Annotated in this window: 20 protein-coding genes and 1 pseudogene; 8 read left to right on the forward strand and 13 right to left on the reverse strand. The window is 68.0% G+C overall.

What is annotated here, in order from left to right; genetic code table 11:
* The 3 genes from B5X82_RS08865 to mdh form a co-directional block, all read right to left on the reverse strand.
* Complete coding sequence (locus tag B5X82_RS08865) at window positions 1–2913, reverse strand: 2-oxoglutarate dehydrogenase E1 component (protein ID WP_079647793.1); 2913 nt, start codon at window positions 2911–2913, stop codon at window positions 1–3.
* Window positions 2914–3039: 126 nt separating this feature from the next.
* The gene (sucD, locus tag B5X82_RS08870) at window positions 3040–3924 is read right to left on the reverse strand and encodes a succinate--CoA ligase subunit alpha (RefSeq protein WP_047165777.1); all 885 of its coding nucleotides are present in this window, start codon (window positions 3922–3924) and stop codon (window positions 3040–3042) included.
* Between the two features lie 50 nt (window positions 3925–3974).
* On the reverse strand, window positions 3975–4937 hold the full coding sequence (mdh, locus tag B5X82_RS08875) for a malate dehydrogenase (RefSeq protein WP_079647794.1): 963 nt from the start codon (window positions 4935–4937) through the stop codon (window positions 3975–3977).
* 264 nt (window positions 4938–5201) lie between these two features.
* Between mdh and B5X82_RS08880 the strand changes: the two genes are divergently transcribed.
* Window positions 5202–8168 (forward strand): CHAT domain-containing tetratricopeptide repeat protein, encoded by a 2967-nt coding sequence (locus B5X82_RS08880; RefSeq protein ID WP_079647795.1) that lies wholly within the window; start codon window positions 5202–5204, stop codon window positions 8166–8168.
* Between the two features lie 6 nt (window positions 8169–8174).
* On the opposite strand, the gene zapE is transcribed toward B5X82_RS08880, so the two are convergent.
* The 3 genes from zapE to B5X82_RS08895 are packed head-to-tail and all read right to left on the reverse strand — an operon-like array spanning window position 8175 to window position 10544.
* The gene (gene zapE, locus B5X82_RS08885) at window positions 8175–9293 is read right to left on the reverse strand and encodes a cell division protein ZapE (RefSeq protein WP_079647796.1); all 1119 of its coding nucleotides are present in this window, start codon (window positions 9291–9293) and stop codon (window positions 8175–8177) included.
* Window positions 9290–9739, reverse strand: coding sequence for a PaaI family thioesterase (locus B5X82_RS08890; RefSeq protein WP_223811254.1), 450 nt, complete (start codon window positions 9737–9739; stop codon window positions 9290–9292). The genes zapE and B5X82_RS08890 overlap by 4 nt, the downstream gene beginning before the upstream one ends.
* Window positions 9740–9758: 19 nt before the next feature.
* A complete protein-coding gene (locus B5X82_RS08895; protein ID WP_011952147.1) occupies window positions 9759–10544 on the reverse strand; it encodes a succinate dehydrogenase iron-sulfur subunit in 786 nt (261 codons plus the stop codon).
* Window positions 10545–10663: 119 nt separating this feature from the next.
* Between B5X82_RS08895 and B5X82_RS08900 the strand changes: the two genes are divergently transcribed.
* A complete protein-coding gene (locus B5X82_RS08900) occupies window positions 10664–12190 on the forward strand; it encodes a lipopolysaccharide biosynthesis protein (protein WP_079647797.1) in 1527 nt (508 codons plus the stop codon).
* On the opposite strand, the gene B5X82_RS08905 is transcribed toward B5X82_RS08900, so the two are convergent.
* Complete coding sequence (locus tag B5X82_RS08905) at window positions 12185–12877, reverse strand: NTP transferase domain-containing protein (protein ID WP_079647798.1); 693 nt, start codon at window positions 12875–12877, stop codon at window positions 12185–12187. The genes B5X82_RS08900 and B5X82_RS08905 overlap by 6 nt on opposite strands.
* Here B5X82_RS08905 and B5X82_RS08910 point away from each other — a divergent pair.
* On the forward strand, window positions 12819–14150 hold the full coding sequence (locus B5X82_RS08910; RefSeq protein ID WP_079647799.1) for a CDP-alcohol phosphatidyltransferase family protein: 1332 nt from the start codon (window positions 12819–12821) through the stop codon (window positions 14148–14150). The two genes, B5X82_RS08905 and B5X82_RS08910, sit on opposite strands and share 59 nt — an antisense overlap.
* Window positions 14151–14166: 16 nt before the next feature.
* Window positions 14167–14595, forward strand: a pseudogene (locus tag B5X82_RS08915) (HIT family protein); the annotation flags it as partial.
* A gap of 386 nt (window positions 14596–14981) precedes the next feature.
* Here the strand turns inward: B5X82_RS08915 and B5X82_RS08920 are convergent.
* The 4 genes from B5X82_RS08920 to sdhC all read right to left on the reverse strand — a co-directional run bounded on the left by B5X82_RS08920 (window position 14982) and on the right by sdhC (window position 18434).
* A complete protein-coding gene (locus B5X82_RS08920; protein WP_079647801.1) occupies window positions 14982–15725 on the reverse strand; it encodes a phosphocholine cytidylyltransferase family protein in 744 nt (247 codons plus the stop codon).
* Between the two features lie 125 nt (window positions 15726–15850).
* Window positions 15851–17638 (reverse strand): succinate dehydrogenase flavoprotein subunit, encoded by a 1788-nt coding sequence (gene sdhA / locus B5X82_RS08925; RefSeq protein WP_079647802.1) that lies wholly within the window; start codon window positions 17636–17638, stop codon window positions 15851–15853.
* Window positions 17638–18027 (reverse strand): succinate dehydrogenase, hydrophobic membrane anchor protein, encoded by a 390-nt coding sequence (sdhD, locus tag B5X82_RS08930; protein ID WP_079647803.1) that lies wholly within the window; start codon window positions 18025–18027, stop codon window positions 17638–17640. The genes sdhA and sdhD overlap by 1 nt, the downstream gene beginning before the upstream one ends.
* Window positions 18027–18434, reverse strand: coding sequence for a succinate dehydrogenase, cytochrome b556 subunit (gene sdhC, locus B5X82_RS08935; protein WP_079647804.1), 408 nt, complete (start codon window positions 18432–18434; stop codon window positions 18027–18029). The genes sdhD and sdhC overlap by 1 nt, the downstream gene beginning before the upstream one ends.
* Window positions 18435–18601: 167 nt before the next feature.
* Here sdhC and B5X82_RS08940 point away from each other — a divergent pair, with 167 nt between their 5' ends.
* From B5X82_RS08940 to B5X82_RS08955, 4 genes are all read left to right on the forward strand, one after another.
* Window positions 18602–19861: a methyl-accepting chemotaxis protein gene (locus B5X82_RS08940; protein WP_079647805.1), complete on the forward strand. Its 1260-nt coding sequence runs from the start codon at window positions 18602–18604 to the stop codon at window positions 19859–19861.
* 294 nt (window positions 19862–20155) lie between these two features.
* On the forward strand, window positions 20156–20866 hold the full coding sequence (locus tag B5X82_RS08945; protein WP_079647806.1) for an SDR family NAD(P)-dependent oxidoreductase: 711 nt from the start codon (window positions 20156–20158) through the stop codon (window positions 20864–20866).
* Window positions 20856–21833, forward strand: a complete 978-nt coding sequence (locus B5X82_RS08950; protein ID WP_079647807.1) for a 50S ribosomal protein L11 methyltransferase — start codon at window positions 20856–20858, stop codon at window positions 21831–21833. Before B5X82_RS08945 ends, B5X82_RS08950 begins: the two co-directional genes overlap by 11 nt.
* A 125-nt stretch (window positions 21834–21958) precedes the next feature.
* Window positions 21959–24985, forward strand: a complete 3027-nt coding sequence (locus tag B5X82_RS08955) for a ligand-binding sensor domain-containing diguanylate cyclase (protein WP_235862639.1) — start codon at window positions 21959–21961, stop codon at window positions 24983–24985.
* 7 nt (window positions 24986–24992) lie between these two features.
* On the opposite strand, the gene B5X82_RS08960 is transcribed toward B5X82_RS08955, so the two are convergent.
* Together B5X82_RS08960 and B5X82_RS08965 are read right to left on the reverse strand one after the other, a co-directional pair.
* Window positions 24993–25436, reverse strand: a complete 444-nt coding sequence (locus B5X82_RS08960) for an EVE domain-containing protein (protein ID WP_079647808.1) — start codon at window positions 25434–25436, stop codon at window positions 24993–24995.
* Between the two features lie 69 nt (window positions 25437–25505).
* Window positions 25506–25874, reverse strand: coding sequence for a YciI family protein (locus B5X82_RS08965; RefSeq protein WP_079647809.1), 369 nt, complete (start codon window positions 25872–25874; stop codon window positions 25506–25508).
* Window positions 25875–25948: the final 74 nt, after the last annotated feature.

Consider the following 25948-nt stretch of genomic DNA (forward strand, 5'->3'; position numbering starts at 1 on the left):
TTACTTACCCTTCGCTTCGTGGCCGAGCGCGTCGGCGATCAGTGCCGCCTGCTGGACGGCGTGGTTACGGGCGAGGCCGGTGGCCGTCGCGGCGGCGGCCTTGCGGCCGGCATAGATGGCGCGACGCGGCGCGCCGCCCACCTCGGTCAGGACCTTCTCGATATAGGGCTCGACGAAGGTCCAGGCGCCCTGGTTCTTCGGCTCCTCCTGTGCCCAGACCACGGTCTCGAGGTTGGGCATCCGGCCCAGCCGCGTGATCAGCGCGTCGGCCGGGAAAGGATAGAGCTGCTCGAGCCGCAGGATCGTGGTGTTCGCGTCCCCGGCCGCGTCGCGTGCCTCGGCCAGCTCGTAGAAGAGCTTGCCCGAGACGAGCACCACCCGGCGGACGTCCTTGTCCTCCGGCGGGTTGTTGTCGGGAAGGACGCGCTGGAACCGGCTTTCGCCCATCATGTCCTCGGCCGTCGACACCGCCGACTTGTGACGGAGCAGCGACTTCGGCGTCATGATGATCAGCGGCTTGCGGAACTGACGGACCATCTGCCGGCGCAGGATGTGATAATAATTGGCCGGCGTCGTGCAGTTGGCGACCTGCATATTGTCCTCGGCGCAGAGCTGCAGATAACGCTCCAGCCGGGCCGAGCTGTGCTCGGGCCCCTGCCCTTCATAACCGTGCGGCAGCAGCATCACGAGGCCGTTGACGCGCAGCCACTTCGCCTCGCCCGACGAGATGAACTGGTCGATGATGACCTGCGCGCCGTTGGCGAAATCGCCGAACTGGGCTTCCCACATGACCAGCGTGTTCGGCGCCGCCGACGCATAGCCATATTCGAAGCCGAGCACGCCGAACTCGGAGAGCGGGCTGTCGAGCACCTGGAAGCGCCGGTCCATCGCCGAGAGCGGGATGTACTTGTGCCCGTCCTTCTGGTCGACCCAGACGGCGTGCCGCTGGCTGAAGGTGCCGCGGCCCGAGTCCTGGCCCGACAGGCGGACGCCATAGCCCTCGCGCAGCAGCGAGCCGAAGGCCAGCGCCTCGGCGGTCGCCCAGTCGAAGCCGGTACCCGACGCGAACATCTCCTTCTTCGCGTCGAGGATGCGGTTGAGCGTCTTGTGGATCGACAGACCCTCGGGGACGGTGGTGAGCTGGCGGCCGAGGTCATCGAAGAGTTCGGCCGAGATGCCGGTGACGGCGGCCCGGCGCTCGGTGATCGCCTCGCGCGGCTCGGCGAACCCGGTCCAGTCGCCTTCGAACCAGTCGGCCTTGTTGACCTTGTAGCCCTTGCCCGCCTCGAACTCGGTTTCGAGATGAGCGACGAACTCGGCCTCGGCCTTGCCGGTCCAATCGGCGTCGATAACGCCTTCCTGCACCAGCCGCGTGCTGTAGATCGCGCTGACCGGCGGATGCTTGCGGATCGCCTCGTACATCAGCGGCTGGGTGAAACCCGGCTCGTCGCCTTCGTTATGACCGAAGCGGCGATAGCACCACATGTCGATGACGACGTCGCGCTTGAAGGTCTGGCGGAACTCGGTCGCGACCTTGCAGGCGAAGGTGACCGCCTCGGGATCGTCGCCGTTCACGTGCAGGATCGGCGCCTGCACCATCTTCGCGATATCCGACGGATAGGGCGAGGAGCGCGCGAACTGCGGCGAGGTGGTGAAGCCCACCTGGTTGTTGATCACGAAATGGATCGTGCCGCCGGTGTTGTAGCCGCGCAGGCCGGAGAAGCCGAAGCACTCCATGATGATGCCCTGACCCGCGAAGGCGGCGTCGCCGTGCAGCAGGATCGGCAGCACCTTCGACCGTTCGAGGTCGTCGAGCTTGGTCTGCTTGGCGCGCGACTTGCCGAGCACCACGGGATTGACGCATTCGAGGTGCGACGGGTTCGGCGCGAGGCTCAGGTGGACCTTGTTGCCGTCGAACTCACGATCGGTCGAGGTGCCGAGGTGATATTTGACGTCGCCCGATCCGCCGACGTCCTCCGGATTGGAGGAGCCGCCCGCGAACTCGTTGAAGATCGCGCGATAGGGCTTCTCCATGACGTTGGAGAGGACGTTGAGGCGGCCGCGATGGGCCATGCCGATCACGACCTCGTTCACGCCATAGGCGCCGGCATATTTGATCACCGCCTCAAGCGCGGGGATCATCGATTCGCCGCCGTCGAGGCCGAAGCGCTTGGTGCCGACATATTTGCGGCCCAGGAATTTCTCCCACTGCTCGGCGTGGATCACCTTGTTGAGGATCGCCTTCTTGCCCTCGGGCGTGAAGCTGATCTCGGCGTCCTTGCCTTCCATCCGCGCCTGGAGGAAGCGGCGCTCCTCCACGTCGCTGATGTGCATATATTCGACGCCGACATTGCCGCAGTAGTTCCTGCGGAGGATGGCGAGGATCTCGCGCGGGGTCGCCCAGTCGAGGCCCAGGAAGCCGGCGATGTAGACCTGCCGGTCCATGTCGGCCTCGGTGAAGCCGTGCCAAGCGGGGGTCAGGTCCTCCGACTCCTCGCGCTGCGACAGGCCGAGCGGATCGAGATTGGCGAGCAGGTGGCCGCGCACCCGATAGGTGCGGATCAGCATGATCGCGCGGATCGAGTCGAGCGCGCGCTGCTCCACCTCGGCCGGGGTCGCGCCGGCGGCCGGTGCCGGAGCGGCCGGCACGGGCGCCGCACCGGCCTTGGCCGGTTTCGCGGGCACCTCCATCTGGGTGGGATCGAGCGCCGCGGTCAGCGCGTCGGTGCTGGTCGGCGGCCAGTTGGTGCGGGCCCAGCTCGGCCCCGAAACCCCCGCCTCGATGCCGGCGAAATAATCCTGCCAGCTCGGCTCCACGCTCGACTTGTCCGAGCGATATTGACGATAAAGCGATTCAACGAAGGAAGCACTGACTCCCTCCGGTCCGTCGAACTCGACGCCTTCGATGCCCATCTCACCATCCTTGTCTGCACCCACCCCGGGACTTAGGCCCGAAGCACAGCAACGTGGGTTGATACACTTGATGTACGTTAACCTGGCGTGAAACGCCGCCCCGCCGGATGGCGGGGCTGGTATTTTTTAACCCTTCAGAACCTCCGCCAGGGTCGTGCCGAGCTCCGAGGGGCTCGCCGCGACCTTGATGCCCGCCGCTTCCATCGCGGCGATCTTGTCTTCGGCGCCGCCCTGACCACCCGAGACGATTGCCCCGGCATGGCCCATGCGACGGCCCGGAGGCGCCGTGCGACCGGCGATGAAGCCCGCCATGGGCTTCTTGCGGCCGCGCTTCGCCTCGTCGCGCAGGAACTGCGCGGCTTCTTCCTCGGCCGACCCGCCGATCTCACCGATCATGATGATCGACTTGGTCTCGTCGTCGGCCAGGAACAGTTCGAGCACGTCGATGAAGTTGGTCCCGTTGACCGGATCACCGCCGATGCCGACTGCGGTGGTCTGGCCCAGGCCGATGGCCGAGGTCTGGAACACCGCTTCATAGGTAAGCGTCCCCGAGCGGGAAACAACGCCCACCGAGCCCTTCTTGAAGATCGAACCCGGCATGATGCCGATCTTGCACTCGTTCGGGGTCAGGACACCCGGGCAATTCGGTCCGATCAGGCGCGACTTGGAACCCTGCAGGGCACGCTTCACCCGGATCATGTCGATCACGGGAATACCCTCGGTGATGCAGACGATGAGGGGAACCTCGGCGTCGATCGCCTCCAGGATCGAGTCGGCCGCGAAGGGCGGCGGAACGTAGATGACGCTGGCGTCAGCGCCGGTGGCGGCCACCGCCTCGTGGACGGTGTCGAAGTTCGGCAGGCCGATATGGGTGGTGCCACCCTTGCCCGGCGTGACGCCGCCGACCATTTGCGTACCGTAGGCAAGCGCCTGTTCGGTATGAAAGGTGCCGGTGTTGCCGGTCATACCCTGAGTGATGACCTTGGTATTCTTGTTGACCAGGATACTCATGTGCCTGTCGAACCTTCCTTTTTCCCTGGGGAGGGCGATTCCAATGCGGGTTAGGCGAGCGAGCTGTCGATGCCCTTGCAGGCGACCAGCAGCTCCTTAACCGCATCGACCGAGACCTGGAGATTGGCCTTGGCCGATTCCGACAGGTTGATCTCGACGATCTTCTCGACGCCGTTCGCGCCGATGATCACGGGAACGCCGACATAGAGGTCGTCGACGCCATATTCGCCGCTGAGATAGGCGGCGCAGGGCAGGACCCGCTTCTTGTCCTTCAGATAGCTCTCCGCCATCGCGATCGCCGAGGTGGCGGGCGCGTAGAAGGCCGAGCCGGTCTTGAGCAGCGCGACGATCTCACCGCCGCCGCTGCGGGTGCGCTGGACGATCGCGTCGATGCGCTCCTGGGTCGACCAGCCCATCTTGATCAGGTCGGGGATCGGGATGCCCGCGACGGTCGAATATTCGACGACCGGGACCATGGTGTCGCCGTGGCCGCCGAGCACGAAGGTCGTGACGTCCTGGACCGAGACGTTGAACTCCTCGGCGAGGAAGGTCGCGAAGCGCGCCGAATCGAGGACGCCGGCCATGCCGACGACCTTGTTGTGCGGCAGGCCCGAGAATTCGCGCAGCGCCCACACCATCGCGTCGAGCGGGTTGGTGATGCAGATGACGAAGGCGTCGGGGGCGTTCGCCTTGATACCCTCGCCGACGGCCTTCATGACCTTCAGGTTGATGCCGAGCAGGTCGTCGCGGCTCATGCCCGGCTTGCGGGCGACGCCGGCGGTGACGATGATGACGTCCGCGCCCGCGATGTCGGCATAGTCATTGGTGCCCTTGAGCTTCGCATCGAAGCCCTCGACGGGGCCGCACTGCGACAGGTCGAGCGCCTTGCCCTGCGGCACACCTTCGACCACGTCGAACAGGACGACGTCGCCCAGCTCCTTCGAGGCCGCCAGATGCGCGAGCGTCCCACCGATATTGCCAGCACCGATCAACGCAATTTTAGTACGAGCCATCCGACTCCTCCGACATGAAGATCGCATAGGAAGGCGCCCACGCGATCGCGACCGCCCGAATTGCGACGCCCGCTTAGCCCTGTGATCCCGCCGGGGCAACCATTGCATATGCGAACAAGACAAGTTTTTTCGGATGGCGGGAAAGCTGACGTTGGCGGCGCGAACGAGGCCGACGCCGTGACCAAGCCTTGCCCGACAGGCATCTGTCGGTTGCGGTTCACGCGCCATCGGCTAGCATCGGTCCGGCAACGGGGGTCTAGGGCAATGCAAAAGCACGTCGTTCTGGCGGTGACGATGGCGATGGCGGGCGCCTTCGCGACATCGGCACCTCCCTTGTCCGCGGCCCGTCCGACCACCGCCGCCGGACCGTCGCCGACCGAGAAGGCGCGGCTGGAGAAGATGCGCAAGGCCGCCGATGACCTGGACGAGGGCGCCGATCCGGCCGCCTATCGCAAGGCATGGGAAGCGGTGCTGGCCTATGGCGAGACGCTCTATCCCGCCGGCCACCCCGAGCTGGCCTGGCTGGAAGGCGAACTCGTCACCGCGGATTATCTGCAGGGCGACGTCACCGGCGCGCTGGCGCGGGCCGAGCGGCTGGGCGCGCGGCTCGAAGCTGGCGGCGCGGAATATCGCGACCGGCGGATGGAACTGGCCAATGCGCAGGTCGTGATCCTGATGACGCTCAGCGATCATGATCGCGCGCGCAAGCTCGCCGCCCGGGTCCTCGAATGGCGGATCGCGAAGAGCGAGGGCAAGCCGAGCAGCAACGTCGCCGCCGCCTATTCCAACTATGCCAATGCGGAGTTCGAGTTCGGCAATTTCGACAAGGCTATCGAACTGATCCGCAAGGCCAATGCCGAGGATCGCCGGCACGAGACCATCCCGGTGAACGCCGCGCCGCGCTTCGCCAACCTGCCGACCTTCCTCCTGCAGTCGGGCCGGCTGGAAGAGGCGATCGAGGAAGCGCGCGCGACGCAGGCGACGCTGGAGGGCTTCATGCCCAAGGGTCACCCCTATCTGGCGACCAATCTCAACACCCTCGCCCGGATATTGCTCACCCTCGGCCGCCCCGGCGAAGCGGAGGCGGTTTCGCGCAAGGCGGTGGACATCGCCGTCGCCCGCTTCGGCCAGAGCCAGCAGGCGGTGAGCTACATGGTCACGGTCGCGCAGGCGCTGATCGCCCAAGGAAAGACCGACGAGGCGATCACCATGGCGCGGCAGGCGACGGACATCCTGACCAAGGGGATCGGCCCGGACGCCCAGCGCACGCTGATGGCACGGGAAAGCTATGCCGATGCGCTCGCCGCCTCGGGCGACCGCAAGCAGGCGATCGAAATCCTGCGTGAGGTGAACGCCACGCGTGACCGCAAGCTGCCACCCTTCCACCGTGACCGCATCACCGGCCGCGACCAGCTCGCCATCTTCTCGTTCGAGCAAGGCGACATGGAGGCGGCGAAGACCGCCCAGACGGAGGCGCAGACCCTGCGCCGCTCGACCTTCCCGGCCGAAGACGTCGCCAACCTCACCGGCGAAGCGCGGCTGGGCGCGATCGAGGTGCATGGCGGCGACAAGGCGGGTGGGCTCAAGCGGGTCGAGGCAGCGGCAGCGCTGCTCGACGAGCGCCTGGCCCGGCTGCGCGCCGCCGGCACCCGGCGATCGGGCCTCGAGCTCGAGATTCGGGCGGCCTATGGCTGGGCGCTCGACGCCGCGGTGACCGCCGGCGACGAAGCGCTGGCCTTCCGCCTCGCCCAGCGGATGATGGAGAGTTCGGCGGGGCGCGCCGTGCAGGAGGAGGAAGCGCGCTCGGCGGCCGGTGATCCGCAGCTGGCCGAGCTCATCCGCGAGCGCCAGGACGCCGCGATCGAGCTCGAAGCCTTGCTCGACCGTCAGCTTCGCCTCGCCGGACGCGGCGCCGACGCGGCGACGATCGAAGCGGTGGCCGGCCAGCGCAAGGCCGCCGCGGCGCGGCTCGACCAGCGCACCGCCGCGCTGGCCGCCCGCGCGCCCCAGCTCGTCGTGCCAGCGGGCTCGGAGCCGCTCACGCTGGAAGCCGTGCGCGAGGGGCTCCGGTCCGACGAAGCGTTGTTGATCGCTGGGGTATCCGAGAGTCGCACCACTCTGTTCGCGATCACGCGGGACCGCGTCTCCATGGCCATGTCCCCAGCCACCGCGCAACAGATCGCGACGCTGGTGACGAGGCTCCGGGCGGGCATCAGCCCCCAGGCGGCGGCGGCGGGACAAAGCTTCGCCCTTCGCGCCGCGTCGCCAACCCGCGCCGCGATCTCGGACGAGCAGGCAGCGACCAGTTTCAATTTCGACGCCTCGGCACGGCTGCACGACATCCTGCTCCCCAAGGCCATTCGGAGCATCCTAGCGAAAAAATCCCGTCTGCTCGTCGCGGCCAATGCGAGCCTGACGACGCTTCCCCTAGCCGTGCTCGCACCGCGCCGAAGCGATCCCACCCTTGGCAATGCGCATTGGCTGATCCGGGATCATGTCCTCGTCACCCTGCCGTCCATCGCCAGCGTCACATCCGCCCGCTCGTCTGGCACCGGACGGAAGGTGCACAGCTTCTTCGCGGTCGGGGCGCCGGAGCTGGCACCGGCGGGCACGGCGATGGCGTTCCGGTCGGCCGACATCGCCCGGCAGGTCCGGGACCTGCCCGCGCTGCCCGCCACCGAGCCCGAGCTTCGCACCGTCGGACGCGCACTCGCCGCACCGGAACAATCGATCCTCACCGGCAGCCGGGCGACCGAGCAGGCGATCCGCACCGCCGACCTGACGCGCACCAACGTCCTCGCCTTCGCCACCCACGGCCTGATGGCCGGCGATCTCGACGGGCTCGACGAGCCCGCGCTGGTGATGACGCCGGGCGGCTCCGACGATGGACTGCTGACCGCCAGCGAGATCATGCGGCTGCGCCTGGCTGCCGACTGGGTGATCCTGTCCGCCTGCAACACGGCGGCCGGCGGCAGCGGCGACGACAGCGGCCTGGCCGGCATCGCCCGGGCCTTCCTCTATGCGGGCGGCCGGAACCTGCTTGCCTCGCACTGGGCGGTCCGCGACGATGCGGCGGCCTATCTCTCGATCGAGACCGTCCAGAAATATGGACGCGGCGAAGATCCGGCGCGGGCCCTGCGCGAGGCGATGCTGCGGATGATCGACAAGCGGCCGTTCGAAGGCGCCGAGCAGCCGGTCAACTGGGCGCCCTTCGTCTTCGTCGGGCGCTGAGCCGGCCTATTCCTCCAGGCCGTGGCCGGCGGCGAGATAGTCCTGGCTGCGCATCTCCATCAGCCGCGATACGGTGCGCTCGAACTCGAAGGCGCCGTCACCGTCGGGATAGAGCGCCTCGGGCTCGGCATCGGCGGTCGCCAGCAGCTTGACCTTATGCTCGTAGAGCGCGTCGATCAGCACCTTGAAGCGGGCGGCCTCGTTGCGCTTCTCGGGCGTCAGCAGCGGGATGCCGACGATGATCACGGTGTGATAGTTGCGCGCGATCGCCAGATAGTCGGCGGCGCCCCGCGCCTCGGCGCAGAGCCGCTTGAACGAGAAGACCGCGACGCCCTTCAGGCTCTTGGGCACATGCAGGGTGCGCCCGCCCGGCACCGCGATGTCGGCGGTCGGGACGTGCGCGCGGTCCTCGGGCGGATAGTCGGTCAGGCGGAAGAAGGCCTCGGACACCGCAGCGGTCGCGGCCGCGCCGTTCGGCGCATACCAGACCGGCATGCCGCCCAGCCGTTCGAGCCGATAGTCGGTCGGCCCGTTGAGCGACAGCACGTCCAGCTTCGCCTCGATCAGGTCGATGAAGGGCAGGAAGAGCTGCCGGTTGAGCCCGTCCTTGTAGAGATCGCGTGGCGGCCGGTTGGAGGTCGTCACCACCGTCACCCCGGCGTCGACGATCAGCCCGGTGAACAGCCGGCTCAGGATCGCCGCATCGGCCATGTTGTTGACGACCATCTCGTCGAAGGCGAGCAGCTTCGCCTCGGCGGCGATCGCCTCGACCACCGGCGGGATCGGATCGCCCTTCTCCTTGGCGCGCTCGGCCCGCAGCCGCTCGTGCACCTCGATCATGAATTCGTGGAAATGGACGCGCCGCTTCGCGCCGATCCGAACGCAGTCGAAGAACAGGTCCATCAGCATCGATTTACCGCGACCGACCCCGCCCCACATATAGAGCCCGCGCACCGGCGGCGGCGCCTTGCGCAGCATCCGCCACAGCACGCTGCCCTTGGCCGGCTGCTCCTCCAGCGCCAGGGCCAGGGCGTTGAGCCGCTCGACGGTGGCGCGCTGGTCGGGGTCGGGGCGCAGTTCGCCGGCGGCGACCAGATCCTCATAGCGGGCGGTGACGCCGGTCATGACGCCGCCTTGCGGACGATCGCCATGAAGCTGGCGATGATCGCGCCGCGCTGCTCGACCGTCCCGCGCAGGAAGATCATGCGCCCGGTCTCGCGGGTGACCTCGACGATCAGGTCGATCGGGTCGTCGATGTCGGCGCCGCCGGCGAACTGGGTGCTCAGATCGACAGTGACGCCGCGCGGCGCGCGTGCGTCGCCCAGCGCCAGCGGCGCGACGAACAGGCCGACGTCGATGAAGGTCAGCAGCGCGCCGCCATGGACCTTGTTGCCGAGATTGGCATGGCGTTGCTGTGGGAACAGGCGCAGCACCGCGCGATCGCCGTCGCGGCGAACGGCGAGGTCGCCGAGCACCGCGTTGAAGCGATCCTGCGCCTTGATCTCCCACCGGGACCAGCCCGGCATGTCGGGGTGCGGACCGAAGCGGTAGAGGTCCGTGTCTATTTCCACGACGACGCGGTGAACCGGATCAGAGCTGCCGCTCGACCACCATCTTCTTGATCTCGCCGATCGCCTTGGCCGGGCTCAGGCCCTTGGGGCAGACATTGGCGCAGTTCATGATCGTGTGGCAGCGATAGAGACGGAACGGATCCTCGAGCTCGTCGAGCCGCTCGCCGGTCATCTCGTCGCGGCTGTCGGCCAGCCAGCGATAGGCCTGGAGCAGGATCGCCGGGCCGAGGAACTTGTCGCTGTTCCACCAGTAGCTCGGGCACGAGGTCGAGCAGCAGGCGCACAGGATGCACTCGTAGAGGCCGTCGAGCTTGTTGCGGTCGTCGGGCGACTGCAGCCGCTCCTTGCCCGAAGGGGCCGGGGTGACCGTCTTCAACCAGGGCTGAATCGACGCATATTGCGCGTAGAAATGGGTGAAGTCGGGCACGAGGTCCTTGATCACGTCCATGTGCGGCAGCGGGGTGATGCGGACCTCGCCCTTGCAGTCCTCGATCGCGGTGGTGCAGGCGAGGCCGTTCTTGCCGTTCATGTTCATCGAGCAGGAACCGCAGATGCCCTCGCGGCACGAGCGGCGGAAGGTGACCGACGGGTCCTGCTCGCTCTTGATCTTGATCAGCGCGTCGAGGACCATCGGGCCGCATTCGGCGAGATCGACCTCGAACGTGTCGTAGCGCGGATTCTCACCGCTGTCGGGATCGTAGCGATAAATCTTGAAGGACTTCACGTCCTTCGCGTCGGGGGCCGCCTTGTGGACCTTGCCGTTCTTCTTGATCTTGCTGTTCTTCGGAAGCGCGAACTCGGCCATGACTCGGTCCCCCTGCTTGGTTGGATGCCGCGATAGCGAATGAATTCGCGCGGCTCAACACCTGAGCGCATCCATATAGCATCCCTTGAACCGCCAAGGGGATAAACTAAAGCAGGCGCATGTCGTCCGCCGCCCCTCCCGAGCTTCCGCCCGGATCGCGCCAGGTCGCCAAGGGCGCGGGCACCGCGCTGCTGGCACGGGCCGGCGGCGTCATCGAGATCGTCTCCCAGCCGCTCTACGTCTGGCTGTTCGGCCTGCCGACCTATGGCCTCTACATGGTGCTCTGGTCGGCGGTGAACCTGATCGAGAACATCGCCGACATGGGGATGACCAGTGCGCTGCAGCGCGTCGTGCCGCAGGCGCGAGACGATGCCGAGCGCGCCGCCGCACTGCGCCAGGCGATGCTGCTGGGATTGGCGCCCTGCATCCTCATCGCGCTGCTCGCCAGCCTCGGCGCGCACTGGATCGCCGAGGTGGTCAACGTCGCCGCCAAGGATCGCGACAAGCTGGCGACCGGCATCGCGATCTTCGCCTGGGCCCTGCCCTTCTGGGCCTATGTCGAGATCGCGACCTCGGCGTTGCGTGCGCGCAAGGCGTTCGGGCCGGAGATCCGCCTCCGGGTGATGTGGGAACAGATCCTCCGCATGATCGCCGCGACGCTGCTCGCGGCGCTCGGCGCCGGCACGCTCGGCCTGCTGATCGCGCATCTCTGCTCGCTGGCGATTACCTGCGTCTTCTCGACACGGCTGCTCGCCCGCTACTACCGGCTCGATCTCGTGCTGCGCGGCGCCGGCCCTTCGATGCGGGCGAGGACCTTCTATGCCGGCATCTCCGTACTGCCGTCGAACATCGTCAACCGGCTGTTCAGCGACGCCCCGCCGCTGATCCTCAACCTGATCATTCCGGGCGCCGCCGGGGCGAGCGCCGCCGGCCTGTTCGCGATCGCGCGCAAGATCGCCAGCGGCGTCCAGCTCATCCGCCAGGCCTTCTCCTATGTCATGGCGCCGCTCGCCTCCGAGGCGGTGCGCCACGATATCCGCCACGTCGCCGAGATCTACGGCTTCGCCACCCGCCTCACCATCGTCGTCGCGACGCCGGTGGTCTGCACCATCGCCGGCGGCGGCCGGGCGCTGCTCGCGCTGTTCGGCAGCGGCGCTCAGGCCGCCTATCTGGCGCTCGCGCTGCTCACCTTCACCCGGCTGATCGAGGCGGTGGCGGGCCAGGCCTCGGCGATCCAGTCGGTGATCAGCCGCTATCACCACCCGCTGGTCGGCAGCGCGATCGGCTTGGCCGTGTCGCTGGCGCTCGGCGCGCTGCTGCTGCCGCAAGGCGGGATGGACGGCATGGCGATCGCCGTGTCGGCGGGCATCGCGGTGTCGGTGCTGACCCCGATGGTCCAGCTCTGGCACCACCAGCGCCTCCACCCCTTCGCCCCCCCCTTCGCGCGCGCGGCGGCGGTGGCGGCAGCGGTCGGCGCGATGATCTTCCTCTTCTCCGAGCTGCTCTGGCCGCTCCACCACGTCGCCCGCATCGCTATCGGCGCGGTGCTGCTGGTCGCCGGCATCTGGGTCTCGGGCCGCTTCGGCCTCAGCCATGACGACAAGCTGGCGCTCGGCAAGACGGCGCGGAGACTGCGGCTGCTATAGCTCCGGATCGGGCTGGGACGCCCGCGCCCGCAGGATCGCTTCGACCATCGCATGGTCCGCAGGCTTGTCCACGTCGATGCAGGCCTCGGCATAGGGCAGCAGCACCGCCTTCGCGATCAGACCCAGCCGCCGTCCCACCCGCGCGACCGCCCCGCCGAGGGTCAGCATCCTGAGCGCGATCATCAGCGAAAGGCCGATGCCGAAGGCGCCGAGCACGGCGCGCGCCTTCTTGCGCTGCTGCTCGACCCGCCGCCAGATGGCGAGCACCTTCAGCGCCTCCGGGCTGCCGAGCCAGAACAGGTTGGCGCCCGAATAGGCGCCGCCGCGAAACGGCAGCCAGGTGCGGCGATTGCCGGGATAGGCCGCCTCCAGCACCTTCCGCTCGACCAGCGCGACGGCGATGTCGGCGCCATCGGCGCCCACCTTGAACCGGTCGATCATCGCATCGTCGAGCAGGACGTTGTCGGCGGTGGTCAGCAGGAAGGGATAGGCCTGCGGCATCGACCGCAGCGTGCCGGCGATCGCCTCGACGATCGAAGCGCCGCTGTCGCGCACCGTCACCCGCGCCTCGTCGCGCAGCCACCGGGTGCCGGGATGGTCGAGCAGCGCGTCGCCCTGCTGGGCAAGGATGACGATGCGCTTCACGTCCGGGCGCGCGGCAAGCGTGCTGGCGACCCAGGCGAGCATCGGCTGGCCCGCCACGTCGATCAGCGCCTTGAACGGCTCGCCGAAATGCTCCGCCAGCGGATCGACGCCGGGCCGCTGCCCGGCCAGGAGGATCACGGTAAAAGCCGAATTGATCATCATCGTGCCTTGCCAGCCCAAGGCCGCGTCGGCAAGGAACGCCGACGTCAACTCTCATATGGTGATCATGAACATCAGTAGTGTACCCGGCGTCCGATCGATCGGAACCAACCCGACGCCGATTTGGGGCATGTCCAGCACCGAGCGTCTGCGGCGGATGGCCGCCGCCCAGAAGCTGCGCTACCGGGAAGACGGCAACGGCCCCGTCCTGCTGGTCGCGGCCAGCCATGTGTTCGAACCCGCCTGGCTGAAATTCATGCTCGACCGGCCGGGCCAGGTCCTCACCCTCGATGGCGAGAAGGTGATCGCACATCTTCCTTCGGACACGGGCAACGGCTTTCCCGAGGGCCTTACCGAAGTACGGGTCGAGGACAACCGGACCTTCTACAACGCCGCACTGCGCAAGCGCGAGGAACCGGTGATCGCGAGGCTCGATCCTGGCACCGTCAAGGCGATCGAGCGCAAGACCTATTTCGGCGCCTACAAGGGCGTCACCGACATCCTCACCAAATATCTGTGGCCCGAATGGGCGCTGGTGCTGACGCGGATCGCGGCGAAGATCGGCATGTCGCCCAACCAGGTGACCGCGATCGGCGCTGCCTTGTGCCTGCTCGCCACCTGGCTGTTCTGGATCGGCGAATATGGCTGGGGCATGGCGGCGGGGCTGGTCTTCATGGTGCTCGACACCGTCGACGGCAAGCTCGCCCGCTGCACCATCACCTCCAGCGAGTGGGGCAACGTCTTCGACCATGGCGTCGACCTGATCCATCCACCCTTCTGGTGGTGGGCCTGGGGCGTCGGCCTGTCGCATTGGGGATTGGCCTACACCCATCTCGAGTTCACGCTGGTGATGATCGCGATCGTCGGCGGCTATGTCGTCCAGCGAGCGATCGAAGGCGCGTTCATCCGCCGCTTCAACGGCATGCACATCCATGTCTGGGAGAAGATCGACAGCGACTTCCGCCTGATCACCGCGCGGCGCAACCCGAACATGGTGATCCTGTTCGTCGCCACGCTGTTCGGACGGCCCGACATCGGCCTGATCGCCGTAGCGGTGTGGACCGTGCTATCCTGCCTGTTCCATGCGGTCCGGCTGGTCCAGGCGCTGCGGCGGCGCAGGCGCGGGGTAAAGATCCGGTCCTGGCTGACGGTGTGACACGACGGAGGGTCCGATGGCGAACGCGACGATCGAGAAATTCGGCTGGCCGGCGACGCTGGTCCACGATTATCGCCATTGGGTCCTCCTGCTGCGTCCGGCCCAGCCGACGCTCGGATCGCTCGTCCTGGCCGCAAAGTCGGACGCCACCGCGTTCGGGGAGCTGCCGGCCGAGGCCCATGCCGAGCTGAAGACGGTCACGGCGGAGATCGAGGCGCTGCTGAAACGCGCCGTCGATTACCGCAAGCTCAACTATCTGATGCTGATGATGGTCGACCCGCACGTCCATTTCCACGTCATCCCGCGCCATGAGGGCGAGCGCGAACGCGACGGTCTGTCGATCACCGACGCCGGCTGGCCGGGTCCGCCCGCGCTGGGCCAGGCCGTCGCGCTGTCGGACGAGCAGATCGCGGCGCTGGTCGGCTGGCTCAAGGGGCTGATGGCCGACGGACGAAGCGGCGCGGCCCTCGCCGATGGCAGCCCGGCACAGGAGCAGATCCGCAACGGCGCGCCCAATCCGGTTCGCGACGCAGGCCCCGAGGCGATACGCGACGAGGACGGCAAGAGCTGGGACGTCGTCGACGAAAGCTCGGACGAATCCTTCCCCGCCAGCGATCCGCCGAACTATTCGCGGCCGGAGAAGGACTGAGCCCCCATTCCAGACCAAGCAAAGTCGGTTCGTGTCGAGCCCTTCGACCGCCTGCAAGGCAGGCGCCCGGGACGAACTTCAGCCTTCGGCTGAAGTCGAGGCACCTTCCGAGAGCGAACGTCCCTCGACTTCGGGACGAACGGTTCAATTTCATTCAGAATTGAGACGACGCGAAACGCGTATCAAACTTCGCCTCGCGCCCAGCCTTCGGTCAGTGCTCGCGCGATCGGCAGGTCCTCGGGGAAATCGACCTCGGCCCAGGGCAGGCCTTCGATCGACACGGTGCCGACGACGCCGGTCGGCGCGAGCGCGTGGATCGCCTTGAGATACCAGTTGAGCACGCCCTCGGGCGTCCGCATCATCGCCTCGACCTGGTCGCGGAAGATGCGGGAGCCGTCGCCCTTGAAGGCGAGCATGCCGATCGACTCGGCATTGGTCTCGTGCGGCTCGAGCCGCTTGCCGATCTGGAGCAGCCTGTCGCCGTCGCGCTGCACCTTCATGTCGTCGAGGTCGTAGCTGTCCTTGACGTCGATCGTCACGGTGATCGGCGCGGTAGCGCCGGCGATCAGCCGGCCGACGATGTCGGGCGAGACGAGCGTGTCGCCGTTGAGGATGATGAAGTCCTGGTCCATCTCCTCGCGAACGATCCAACAGGAGCCGAGGTTGTCGGCGACCTTGTAGAAGGGGTTGAAGCGCGTGCGGATGGTGACGCCCGGCTGGTCGATCGCGGCCAGCGCCGCTGCCAGCTTCTCGTCGCGGAAGCCGGTGACGACCGCGATCTCGGTGATGCCGTTGGCGGCGAGCGCATCGATCTGCCATGCGATCAGGCTCTTGCCGGCGAAATCGATGAGGCATTTGGGCTGGTCGGCCGTCAGCGGCAGCAGCCGCGAGCCCTGCCCGGCCGAAAGGATGATGGCTTTCTTCATGAGGGCGGCCCCCTAAGCGGGAATTGCGGCGAGATGATGAAAAACCGGCGTCCGGCGATCGGTAACAGGCGCAAAAGAAAAGGGGGCCGGAGCCCCCTTTCCCGAACCGTTCCCGATGGGCGCGTTCAGTAGACGCGCGCCTTCGGCTTGATATATTCGACCTCGTCGGTGAGCGTATAATCGTGCACCGGGCGATAATCGATCGTCACCGCGCCCTTTTCGAACCAGGTGATGGTGTGCTTCATCCAGTTCGCGTCGTCGCGATCCGGATAATCCTCGTGCATGTGCGCGCCGCGGCTTTCCTTGCGGTTCGCGGCCGAATGCATCGTCACCACCGCCTGCGGCAGCATGTTGTCGAGCTCGAGCGTCTCGACCAGATCGGTGTTGAAGATCAGCGACCGGTCGGTGATGCCGATGTCCTGCAGGCGGGCATAGACCTTGTCGATCTTCTCCTGCCCTTCGCGCAGCAACTCGGAGTCGCGGAACACGGCGCAGTGCTTCTGCATCGTATGCTGCATGTCGAGGCGGATCTGCGCGGTCGGGGTGCCGCCCTTGGCGTTGCGGTAATGGTCGAGACGGCCAAGAGCCTTCTCGTCGGCTTCCTTGTTGATCGCGCCGTGCTTGCTGTTCGGCTTGATCAGCTCCGCCAGGCGGAAACCGGTCGCGCGGCCGAACACGACGAGGTCGATCAGCGAGTTGGACCCAAGCCGGTTGGCGCCGTGGACCGACACGCAGGCCGCCTCGCCCACCGCGAACAGGCCGGGGACGACCGCGTCGGGGTTGCCGTCCTTCAGGGTCACGACCTCGCCATGATAGTTACAGGGGACGCCGCCCATATTGTAGTGGACGGTCGGCGTCACCGGCAGCGGCTGGCGGGTCAGGTCGACGCCGGCGAAGATCTTGCCGGTCTCGGTGATGCCGGGCAGCCGTTCCGCCAGCACCTTGGGATCGATATGATCGAGGTGCAGGTAGATATAGTCGCCGTTCTTGCCGACGCCGCGACCCTCGCGCATCTCCATCGCCATCGAGCGCGACACGACGTCGCGGCTGGCGAGGTCCTTCGCCGACGGGGCATAGCGCTCCATGAAGCGCTCGCCCTGCGCATTGGTGAGATAGCCGCCCTCGCCGCGCGCGCCTTCGGTGATCAGCACGCCCGCACCGTAGATGCCGGTCGGGTGGAACTGCACGAACTCCATGTCCTGGAGCGGCAGGCCGGCGCGCAGCACCATGCCGCCGCCGTCGCCGGTGCAGGTGTGCGCCGAAGTCGCGGAGAAATAGGTGCGGCCCGAACCGCCCGTCGCCAGCACGACCGCATGGCTGCGGAAGCGATGGATCGAACCGTCCTCCATGCAGAGCGCGATCACGCCCTTGCACTCGCCATTCTCCATGATCAGGTCGAGCGCGAAATATTCGATGTAGAAGTCGGCGTCATACTTCAGGCTCTGTTGGTAGAGCGCGTGAAGCATCGCGTGGCCGGTGCGGTCCGCAGCGGCGCAGGTGCGCTGCACAGGCGGACCGGCGCCCATGTTCTGCATATGGCCGCCGAACGGACGCTGATAGATCTTGCCCTCTTCGGTGCGGCTGAACGGCACGCCCGCATGTTCGAGCTCGATCACCGCGGCCGGGGCCTCGCGCACCATATATTCGATGGCATCCTGGTCGCCCAGCCAGTCCGACCCCTTGACGGTGTCGTACATGTGCCAGGTCCAATGGTCCGGGCCCATATTGCCCAGCGAGGCGGCGATGCCGCCCTGCGCCGCGACGGTGTGGCTGCGGGTCGGGAATACCTTGGTGATGCAGGCCGTCTTGAGGCCCGCGCCCGCCGCGCCCATGGTCGCGCGGAGGCCGGAGCCACCCGCGCCCACGACCACCGCGTCATAGAGGTGGTCGACGATCTTATATGCCTCGGACATCAGGCGGGCACTCCCCCGAATGCGATCTTGAGGATCGAGAAGATCGCCAGCGCGGCGCCCGCGATCGTGTAGAGGTTGAGCAGCAGCAGGGAGAAGACCTTGCCGGCATCCTCATGGACATAGTCCTCGAGGACGACCTGTAGCCCCAGCCGCATGTGATAGAAGACCGAAACGGTCAGCAGGATCAGCGGCACCGCCACGATCGGTGAGCCGATCCACTGCACCACCACGTCGTGCCCGAGATTGGGCAGGCGGAACAGCGAGACGACGAACCAGGTCGCGAGCAGCAGGTTGCCCGCCGCCGTCACCCGCTGGCGCCACCAGTGCATCGCGCCATGCTTGGCCGAGCCGAGGCCGCGGACGCGGCCGATTCCGGTTCCGTTACCCATCAGTTCGCTCCCTTCGAAAGCGAGAGCAGGATCGGAACCCAGATCAGCAGCGTGACCAGCACCGAGCCGACCATCGTCGCGATCGATCCCGTCTTGTTGACCTTCAGTTCATAGCCCGCGCCGATATCGAGCACGAAGTGCCTGAGGCCCGAGAAAAGATGCTGGAAGAAGGACCAGGTCAGCCCGATCGCGACCAGATAGCCGAACCAGGACGTGGCGACCTTGTAGAAGGCCGCATAGGCGTCGGGCCCGCTCGCGGCCGCCACCAGCCACCAGACGAAAGCCAGACCTGCCACGATCGCGAGTCCCACGCCGGTCGCCCGGTGCAGGATCGACACGGCCATGTGCGGACCCCATTTCCAGATAGTGAGGTGCGGCGAAAGCGGACGCCCCGGATTGCGCGACATGATGCCCTCCCTCTGTCGTCGGCGCCCGTCTTAGACGATGCGCCGCACCATGCAAGGCGCTTTGGAGCCCCGCACCCAGCGAATTTCGGTCATTCTAAACGGGCTGTTTACTAACGCCCCCTATGAATCGCCCCGATTGGCGGAACGAGTGCGAGGCGCAGATACCCATGATGAACGGTCAGGACATGGAGTCGATCGGTCTTAGTGATCAGGAAATCAGCCGGAAACTGGCGCGCTACGATCGTTCGGCGGACCTCAACGCGCGACTCAGGGCGATCGGCGCCCGGATCGGCGAGGTGGAGCTCGACTCCCAGTGGACGGCGTTGCTGACCGAAGGCGTGACGCTCGCCGGCCTGCGCGCCCATGCCGACCAGGCCGCGACCCCTGCGGGCCGCGATGGTGGCCATGGCGACATCGCCCGCAAGACAGCCGAAACGGTCGCGCGGCTGTGCGGCGAGATCGCGCGACGCTGCGCCGACGACGCCGAATTCGTCGGCCGGAGTTGCGAGGCGCTGGCCATGGTCCATGCGCTCCATTTCGACCTGGCCGTCACCGCCGCCGGCGTCCAGGACCGCGCATCGCAGCATCAGGGACTCGCCGACGAAGGCCGCGCGTTCCGCACCAACATCTCCGAAACGCTGGGTCGCGCGCTCGACGATTCCCGGGGCTTGCGCCAGCGCACCGGCCAGACGTCGCAATCGGCCCGCGGCATGCTGGGCAAGACGTCCGAGGTCGCCGCCGCCGCCGAACAGTCGGCGCTGGCGATGCGCGAGGCCGCCCACACCGCCGCCGGCCTGATCCGCGCGATCGAGGAGAGCCGCGCTGAAGTCGAGGTCGCCGCCCAGATCGCGACCCGCGCCGCCGACCGGTCGATCCATGCCGTGGCGATCTCCGAGGTGCTGTCGGACCATGCCCAGGCGATCGAGTCGATCCTCGGCCTGATCCGCGACATCGCCGGGCAGACCAACCTGCTGGCGCTCAACGCGACGATCGAGGCCGCCCGCGCCGGCGATGCCGGCCGCGGCTTCGCGGTGGTCGCGCAGGAAGTGAAGAGCCTCGCCAGCCAGACCGCGCGTGCGACCGACGACATCGCCGCCAAGATCGCCGCGATCCAGGCCGCGACCCGCCAGACGGTGGAGGCCAACGGCGCGATCCGCGATATCGTCGGCGAGGTCCAGACCTCGGCCGAGCGCATCCGCACGACGATGGAGGCCCAGGCGCAGACCGTCACGATGATCACCGCCGCCGTCGACGAGACCGCGCTCGCCGCCGATTCGATGTCGACCACCATCTCCGCGATCCGCGCCGACACCGAGAATGTCGCGGGCGAGATCGATCATCTCGAAGCCGGCTTCCGCCGGGTCGACGGCGAGCTTTCGAAGCTCGAAACGATCACCGGAGACTTTGTGAGCCGCATCGCGGCGTAGTTTGATTGGCCCTCAGGCGCCGGGCGCGAGGCATCCGCCCGCCTTGGCTTTCCTCGCATAAGCGACGCCGCAGCCAGCGCGGGGCGCTGGCGAGCACGGAGCTCGGCGCGCGTTCGCGCTTGCGGGACGCTGACGCGTCCCGTTTTCTTCCCCTATCCGTCATCCCGGCGGAGGCCGGGATCTCGGGTGGCTCCTGCCCCGGCCTCTTAATCCCTCCGCCGGGATGACGCTATTGGCGGGCGGACGATCCTCACCACCGTTGCCGTCCGCGCGATCAGGCATTAGGCCCCGCGCATGACCATCAACATCCTCGCCACCGGCACCAGCCGGGGCATCGGCAAGGCCATCGCCGACCGTTTCGCGGACGAGGATGTCCGCATCGTCGGCCATCGCTCCAGCGACGGCGACGACGGCACCGTCGCCGCCGACCTCACCGACCCGACAGCACCGCGTCGGATCTGGGACCAGGCGCTCGAACGGCTCGACGGCCGCATCGACGTGCTGATCAACAATGCGGGCATCTTCGAAGCGGCATCGATCGACGCGCCCGACATCGCCTGGACCGAGGCGTGGAACCGGACGATGCAGATCAACCTGACCGCCGCGGCGGAACTCTGCCGCCTCGCCGTCCTGCATTTCCGGCGGCACGGCGGCGGCCGGATCGTCAACGTCGCGAGCCGCGCCGCCCATCGCGGCGACAGCCCGGCGCACTGGCATTATGCCGCCTCCAAGGCCGGCATGGTGGCGATGACCAAGACGATCGCGCGGGGCTATGCGGCCGATGGCATCCTCGCCTTCGCCGTCTGCCCCGGCTTCACCATGACCGGCATGGCGGACGACTATCTGGCGAGCCGCGGCGGCGACAAGCTCCTCGCCGACATCCCGCTCGGCCGCGTCGCCGATCCCGAGGAGGTCGCCGAGACGATCCGCTTTCTCGCGCTCGCAGCACCGCCTTCCATGACCGGAGCGGTCCTGGACATCAATGGAGCCAGCTATGTCCGCTAGGAAGAAGGCCGAACCCAAGGGCGACGGCATCACCGGCTTCCCCTTCGCTCCCGAGCGCGAGGGAAGCTGGAAGATCACCCTGCCCTGCACCAAGGCCGAGGCGGAGCAACTCGCCGGCGATCCGCCCGAGCTGGCACTGCTCGATCCGCCGCCGACGCTGATGACCAGCGAGCCCGATCCGGACAAGCCCGAGGACTGGCAGCTCGACGCCTATGTCGAAGGCAAGCCGACCAGGGCGCTGATCGCGGCCGTTACCGCGCTGGTGCCGAGCGCCGCCAAGGTGAAGCCCGTCGTCACCCATATCCCGGAGGAGGACTGGGTCACCCTGTCGCAATCGGGGCTCGAGCCGATCCATGCCGGGCGCTTCTTCGTCCATACGCCGCACAACGCCGACCATGTGCCCGAGGGCATGACCGGTTTCGTGATCGACGCTGGCCGGGCGTTCGGCACGGGCCATCACGAGACGACCACCGGTTGCCTGATGATGCTCGACCGGCTGAAGCGCAGCGGCCTGCGCTTCGACGACATCGCCGACGTGGGCACGGGCACCGGCCTGCTCGCCTTCGCGGCGCGGACGCTGTGGCCCGCCGCCCGGGTGATCGCGTCGGACATCGATCCGGTCTCGATCGAGGTGACCGCCGAGAACGCCGCGGTGAACGCCGTGCCGATCGGGCGCGGGCGCGGGCAGGTCGAGCTGGTCGTGGCCGCCGGCCTCGCGCATCGCCGGCTCAAGGCCCGGCTGCCCTACGACCTGCTGATCGCCAATATCCTGGCCGGCCCGCTGATCGAACTGGCGCCGGTGTTCGCCAACGCGGTGCTGCCGGGCGGTACCATCATCCTCGCCGGACTGCTCGACAGCCAGGCCGAGGCGGTCGCGCGGGCCTATCGCCGGCAGGGCTTCTATCTGGCGGGGCAGATCGTCCGCGGCGACTGGCCGACCCTGCGGCTCGTCAAGCGGAAGCGCTGAGCGCGGCGGACTTCGTCCTTTCGGCACTATTATCCATCCGAGCGCCTGCTATTGTCGTAGCCGGAGCATTTGGGGCACGGACATTGAGGGGGCAGGCGCGGAAGGGATTCCTTCGATCCGGCAGGATGACGGCCGGCATCCTGGCTGCGTGCGCGCTCGCATTCACGGCCCCCCACCCGCTCCGCGCCGCACCGCGCTGGACCAACCTCGTCGCCACCGTCTTCCACAATTACGGCCGCGACCAGGGATTGCCGCATCCGGTGCCGACCGCGCTGGCCCAGGACCGCGACGGCTTCATCTGGATCGGGACGCAGGGCGGCCTCACCCGCTGGGACGGCTATCGCTTCCGCGCTTACAAGGCCGATCCGGAGGTCGCCGGCAGCCTGCCCGACGACTGGGTCCAGATCCTGCACGTCGATCCGGCGGGGACGCTGTGGATCGGCGGCGGTGCCGGCGGGCTCGCCCGTTACGACGCGCTTCGCGACCGCTTCGTACCGGTCCCACTCGGCCCCAGCGGCGGACGGACGCATATCGGCGCGATCGCCGATGACGGCCGGGGTGGCCTGTGGGTCGGAACCGATCAGGGGCTCCACCATCTGAACCCGGCCAATGGGGCGGTCCGGACCACGCCCATCGCGATCGGCGGCGCCCCGGTCCGGGCGTTGCTGCGCGATCGCGGCGGGGCGCTGTGGGTCGGGACGACCAGGGGGCTGCTGCGCCGCTCGCCCGGCTCCGCCGGCTGGACGATCGTCGCGCTCGACCATGAGGCGGTCAGCATCACCGCGCTCCATGAGGACGGCGACGGACGGCTCTGGATCGGGACCCAGCGACGCGGGCTGCTTTTGATCGACCGGCCGGGCGCCGAACCCCGCCCCGTCGGCGACGGTCGGATCCTGTCGGCGGGCTCGGTATCGGCGATCAGCCCCGCCGGCCCGCGCGAGATATGGGTGGGGATGCGCGGCAACGGGGTCGTGGCGATCGATCTCGCGACCCTGCAGCCACGCTTCATCCGGCACGACCGCACGGTGGCGAACAGCCTCGCCCATGACGACGTCTGGGCGCTGCTGCGCGACAGGGCCGGATCGCTGTGGGTCGGCTGCATGGGCGGGCTCAGCTACCATCCGCGCACGTCCGGCCTGATATCGGCCATGCTCGCCTCGGAGAACAGCGTCGACGGGCTCAGCGCGACCGATCCGCAATCGGTGCTGGCGACCCGCGACGGCCGGGTGTGGGTGGGCTATCTCGACGGTGGTGTCGACGTGATCGATCCGGCGGTCGGTCGCGTTGCGGCTCTGCGCCCCGGCGACGGCAGTCGCCATCGCTCCACCCTTCCACCCGACATCGTCTTCGCCCTGGCCGAGGATCGATGGGGCGGCGTCTATATCGGCACGCGGCGCGGCCTCTATCACAGCGGTCCCGCCGCCGACGGCGTCCGCCTGGTCCCGTTGCCGGGCCGCGACCCGCAGATGTCGGTTACGGCGCTGGCCTTCGACGACGGCGTGCTCTGGGTCGGCGGCGACGAGGACGGACTGCTTGGCGTGGTCCCCGACCGGGCGGGACGGCCGGGCCGCGTCCTGTTCGGGCCAAAGGACAATGCCCGCCTGACCGATGACGGCGTCAACGTCATCCGGCGCGGCCTTGGGCACGACCTGTGGATCGGAACGCGCAACGGGCTCTACCGGCTCGACCTGGCGACCCATGCGATCGACCGTATCGCCTTCGACGCCACCGACCGCGGCGGCCTGCCCGGTCGGAATGTGGTGGCGATGCTGATCGACCGACGGAACCGCCTCTGGGTAGGCACCTTCGGCGGCGGTCTCGCCATGATGACCGGCCGCGACGCCGCCGGCCGCTGGCGCTTCCGCCGGATCGGTGTGGCGCAGGGCCTGCCGCACATGAACGTCGACAGCCTGCAGATGGACGGATCGGGCACGATCTGGGCCGGTACCGACGATGGCCTCGCCCGGATCGACCCGACGAGCTTCGCCGTCCGCGCCGTGCGCCAGGCCGACGGGTCCGCGCTGGTCGACTATTATGCCGGGGTCGGGGCGACCAGCGCGGTCGGCGAGGCGTTGTTCGGCGCGAAGGGCGGTCTCACCATCGTCCGGCCCGGCCCGCTGCCCCGCTGGACGCTGCAACCGCCGCTGGTGGTGACCGACCTCCGGATCGGCGGGGTGGCGCTGCCGGTCGCGCAGGTCAATCGGGCGACCTCCTCCGCGCCGCTGACGGTGCCGTCCGACGCCAACAGCCTGGCGGTCGAGTTCGCCGCACTCGACTTCACCGCGCCCGAGCGCAACCGCTACGCCTATCGCCTCGACGGTTTCGACCGGGACTGGACCGAGACCGACGCCAATCGGCGGTTCGCCATCTATACCAACCTGCCGCCGGGCAATTATGTACTGCGCCTGCGCGGCTCGAACCGGGCCGGTGTGTGGACCGAAGGCGAGCGCACCCTGCCGATCCGGGTGCTGCCCGCCTGGTATCAGCGGCTGTGGCTGAAGCTGGCCGGCGGCGTGCTGCTGCTGCTCGGCATCGCGATGATCGTCCGGTGGCGGACCCGCTATCTGCGCCGTCGCCAAGGCGACCTCGAACGCCAGATCGCCTCGCGCACCGCCGATTTGCGGGCCGCCAACGAGCGGCTGGGCCATCTGGCGCTGACCGATCCGCTGACCGGCTGCGCCAACCGGCGCCATTTCCTGGCGCTGGCGGAGGACCAGATCGCCGCGGCACGGCGCAGCGGGCGTCCGCTCTGCCTGGCGATCCTCGACCTCGACGAATTCAAGGCGGTCAACGATCGCCACGGCCACCCGGGCGGCGACGCCGTGCTGGAGATGGCGGGCATCCTCCTTCTCGACCATCTGCGCGACGGCGACGCCGTCGGGCGGATCGGCGGCGAGGAGTTCGCTATCCTGATGCCCGATACCGCGATCAGCGACGCCCGGATGCTTGCCGACCGGCTGCGCGAGGCGATCGCCACCGCCCGGGTCAAGGTCGACGGCCAGTCGATCGGGGTGTCGGTCAGCATGGGGGTAGCCGAGCTGTGCGACGAGGAGGACTTCGGACGCCTCTACGCGCGCGCCGACACGGGTCTCTATGCAGCCAAGCAAGCCGGCCGGAACCGGGTCGAGACGGTCGTCGCTCCGGCGAGTTGAGCTGGCCTCAGGCCGCCATCTTCAGGATCTGGTCCCATTCGGCGGCGGAGACCGGGGACACCGACAGCCGGCTCTGCCGCAGCATCGCCATGCCTGCCAGCGCGGGTTCCGCCTTCATCGCGGCGAGGGTGACGGGCTTCGCCAGCGCGCGGACCGGCGCCAGCTCGACCGCGACGAAGCGCCCCGCCGGATCGGTCGCGTCGGGAAAGGCGGTGCGCACCACCTTCGCGATTCCCACGACGGCCAACCCCTCCTGGCTATGATAGAACAGGACCTCGTCCCCCTCTTGCATCGCCTTCAGGTGCAGCGCGGCGGCATTGTTGCGCACGCCGTCCCAGACGGTGCGGCCGTCGCGTTCGAGATCGGCATAGGAATAGCTGTTCGGTTCCGACTTCACCAACCAGTGCGACGCCATCGCCTTCATCTCCTCTCGGCGGCCCTCGCACGCCATCGGTCGCCTAAGGTGACGAATATGGGCTGTCGCCGCCACCGATTTCGACAACAGCCGTCCGAGAACCGATCATTGCAGGTCTTCCAACTCATATAGCGGTCGAATCTCGATCTCGCTCGGTCCCATCATGGGATTGGGGCAACGCTTCACCCAGGCGACAGCCTCGTCCATGTCCTTGACCTGCCAGAGCCAGAAGCCGGCGACCAGTTCGTTGGGATGGGCGAAGGGCCCGTCGATGACGGTCCGGTCGGGGCCGTCGAACGCAACGCGCTTGCCGCGCGAAGAGGGGGTGAGGCCGTCGCCGGAGATCATGATGCCGGCCTTGACCAGCTCATCGTTGAACTTGCCCATCGCTTCGAACATCGCGAGCGCCTCGGGGGTGGGCCGGAAGCCCTGCTCGCTGTCTTCGGTGGCCTTCACCAGAACCATCACACGCATCGTCCGTCTCCTCGTTCGCGCCGGCCTCACCGGCCTGACGCCGAAACGACGAACGGGACGTCAGGGAACCGACA

Origin of the sequence: Rhizorhabdus histidinilytica (assembly GCF_900167915.1) — a bacterium.
Lineage (GTDB): Bacteria > Pseudomonadota > Alphaproteobacteria > Sphingomonadales > Sphingomonadaceae > Rhizorhabdus > Rhizorhabdus histidinilytica.

What these genes read in the sequence shown, in the direction of transcription:
- B5X82_RS08895 (WP_011952147.1), bottom strand. Translation starts at nt 10,544, where the DNA reads ATGGCCGAGTTCGCGCTTCCGAAGAACAGCAAGATCAAGAAGAACGGC.
- sucD (WP_047165777.1), bottom strand. Translation starts at nt 3,924, where the DNA reads ATGAGTATCCTGGTCAACAAGAATACCAAGGTCATCACTCAGGGTATG.
- B5X82_RS08965 (WP_079647809.1), bottom strand. Translation starts at nt 25,874, where the DNA reads ATGCGTGTGATGGTTCTGGTGAAGGCCACCGAAGACAGCGAGCAGGGC.
- B5X82_RS08960 (WP_079647808.1), bottom strand. Translation starts at nt 25,436, where the DNA reads ATGGCGTGCGAGGGCCGCCGAGAGGAGATGAAGGCGATGGCGTCGCAC.
- sdhA (WP_079647802.1), bottom strand. Translation starts at nt 17,638, where the DNA reads ATGTCCGAGGCATATAAGATCGTCGACCACCTCTATGACGCGGTGGTC.
- B5X82_RS08905 (WP_079647798.1), bottom strand. Translation starts at nt 12,877, where the DNA reads ATGCTCGCCTGGGTCGCCAGCACGCTTGCCGCGCGCCCGGACGTGAAG.
- B5X82_RS08910 (WP_079647799.1), top strand. Translation starts at nt 12,819, where the DNA reads ATGACGATGCGCTTCACGTCCGGGCGCGCGGCAAGCGTGCTGGCGACC.
- B5X82_RS08865 (WP_079647793.1), bottom strand. Translation starts at nt 2,913, where the DNA reads ATGGGCATCGAAGGCGTCGAGTTCGACGGACCGGAGGGAGTCAGTGCT.
- mdh (WP_079647794.1), bottom strand. Translation starts at nt 4,937, where the DNA reads ATGGCTCGTACTAAAATTGCGTTGATCGGTGCTGGCAATATCGGTGGG.
- B5X82_RS08920 (WP_079647801.1), bottom strand. Translation starts at nt 15,725, where the DNA reads ATGAAGAAAGCCATCATCCTTTCGGCCGGGCAGGGCTCGCGGCTGCTG.
- zapE (WP_079647796.1), bottom strand. Translation starts at nt 9,293, where the DNA reads ATGACCGGCGTCACCGCCCGCTATGAGGATCTGGTCGCCGCCGGCGAA.
- B5X82_RS08940 (WP_079647805.1), top strand. Translation starts at nt 18,602, where the DNA reads ATGATGAACGGTCAGGACATGGAGTCGATCGGTCTTAGTGATCAGGAA.
- sdhD (WP_079647803.1), bottom strand. Translation starts at nt 18,027, where the DNA reads ATGGGTAACGGAACCGGAATCGGCCGCGTCCGCGGCCTCGGCTCGGCC.
- sdhC (WP_079647804.1), bottom strand. Translation starts at nt 18,434, where the DNA reads ATGTCGCGCAATCCGGGGCGTCCGCTTTCGCCGCACCTCACTATCTGG.
- B5X82_RS08950 (WP_079647807.1), top strand. Translation starts at nt 20,856, where the DNA reads ATGTCCGCTAGGAAGAAGGCCGAACCCAAGGGCGACGGCATCACCGGC.
- B5X82_RS08880 (WP_079647795.1), top strand. Translation starts at nt 5,202, where the DNA reads ATGCAAAAGCACGTCGTTCTGGCGGTGACGATGGCGATGGCGGGCGCC.
- B5X82_RS08900 (WP_079647797.1), top strand. Translation starts at nt 10,664, where the DNA reads ATGTCGTCCGCCGCCCCTCCCGAGCTTCCGCCCGGATCGCGCCAGGTC.
- B5X82_RS08945 (WP_079647806.1), top strand. Translation starts at nt 20,156, where the DNA reads ATGACCATCAACATCCTCGCCACCGGCACCAGCCGGGGCATCGGCAAG.
- B5X82_RS08955 (WP_235862639.1), top strand. Translation starts at nt 21,959, where the DNA reads ATGACGGCCGGCATCCTGGCTGCGTGCGCGCTCGCATTCACGGCCCCC.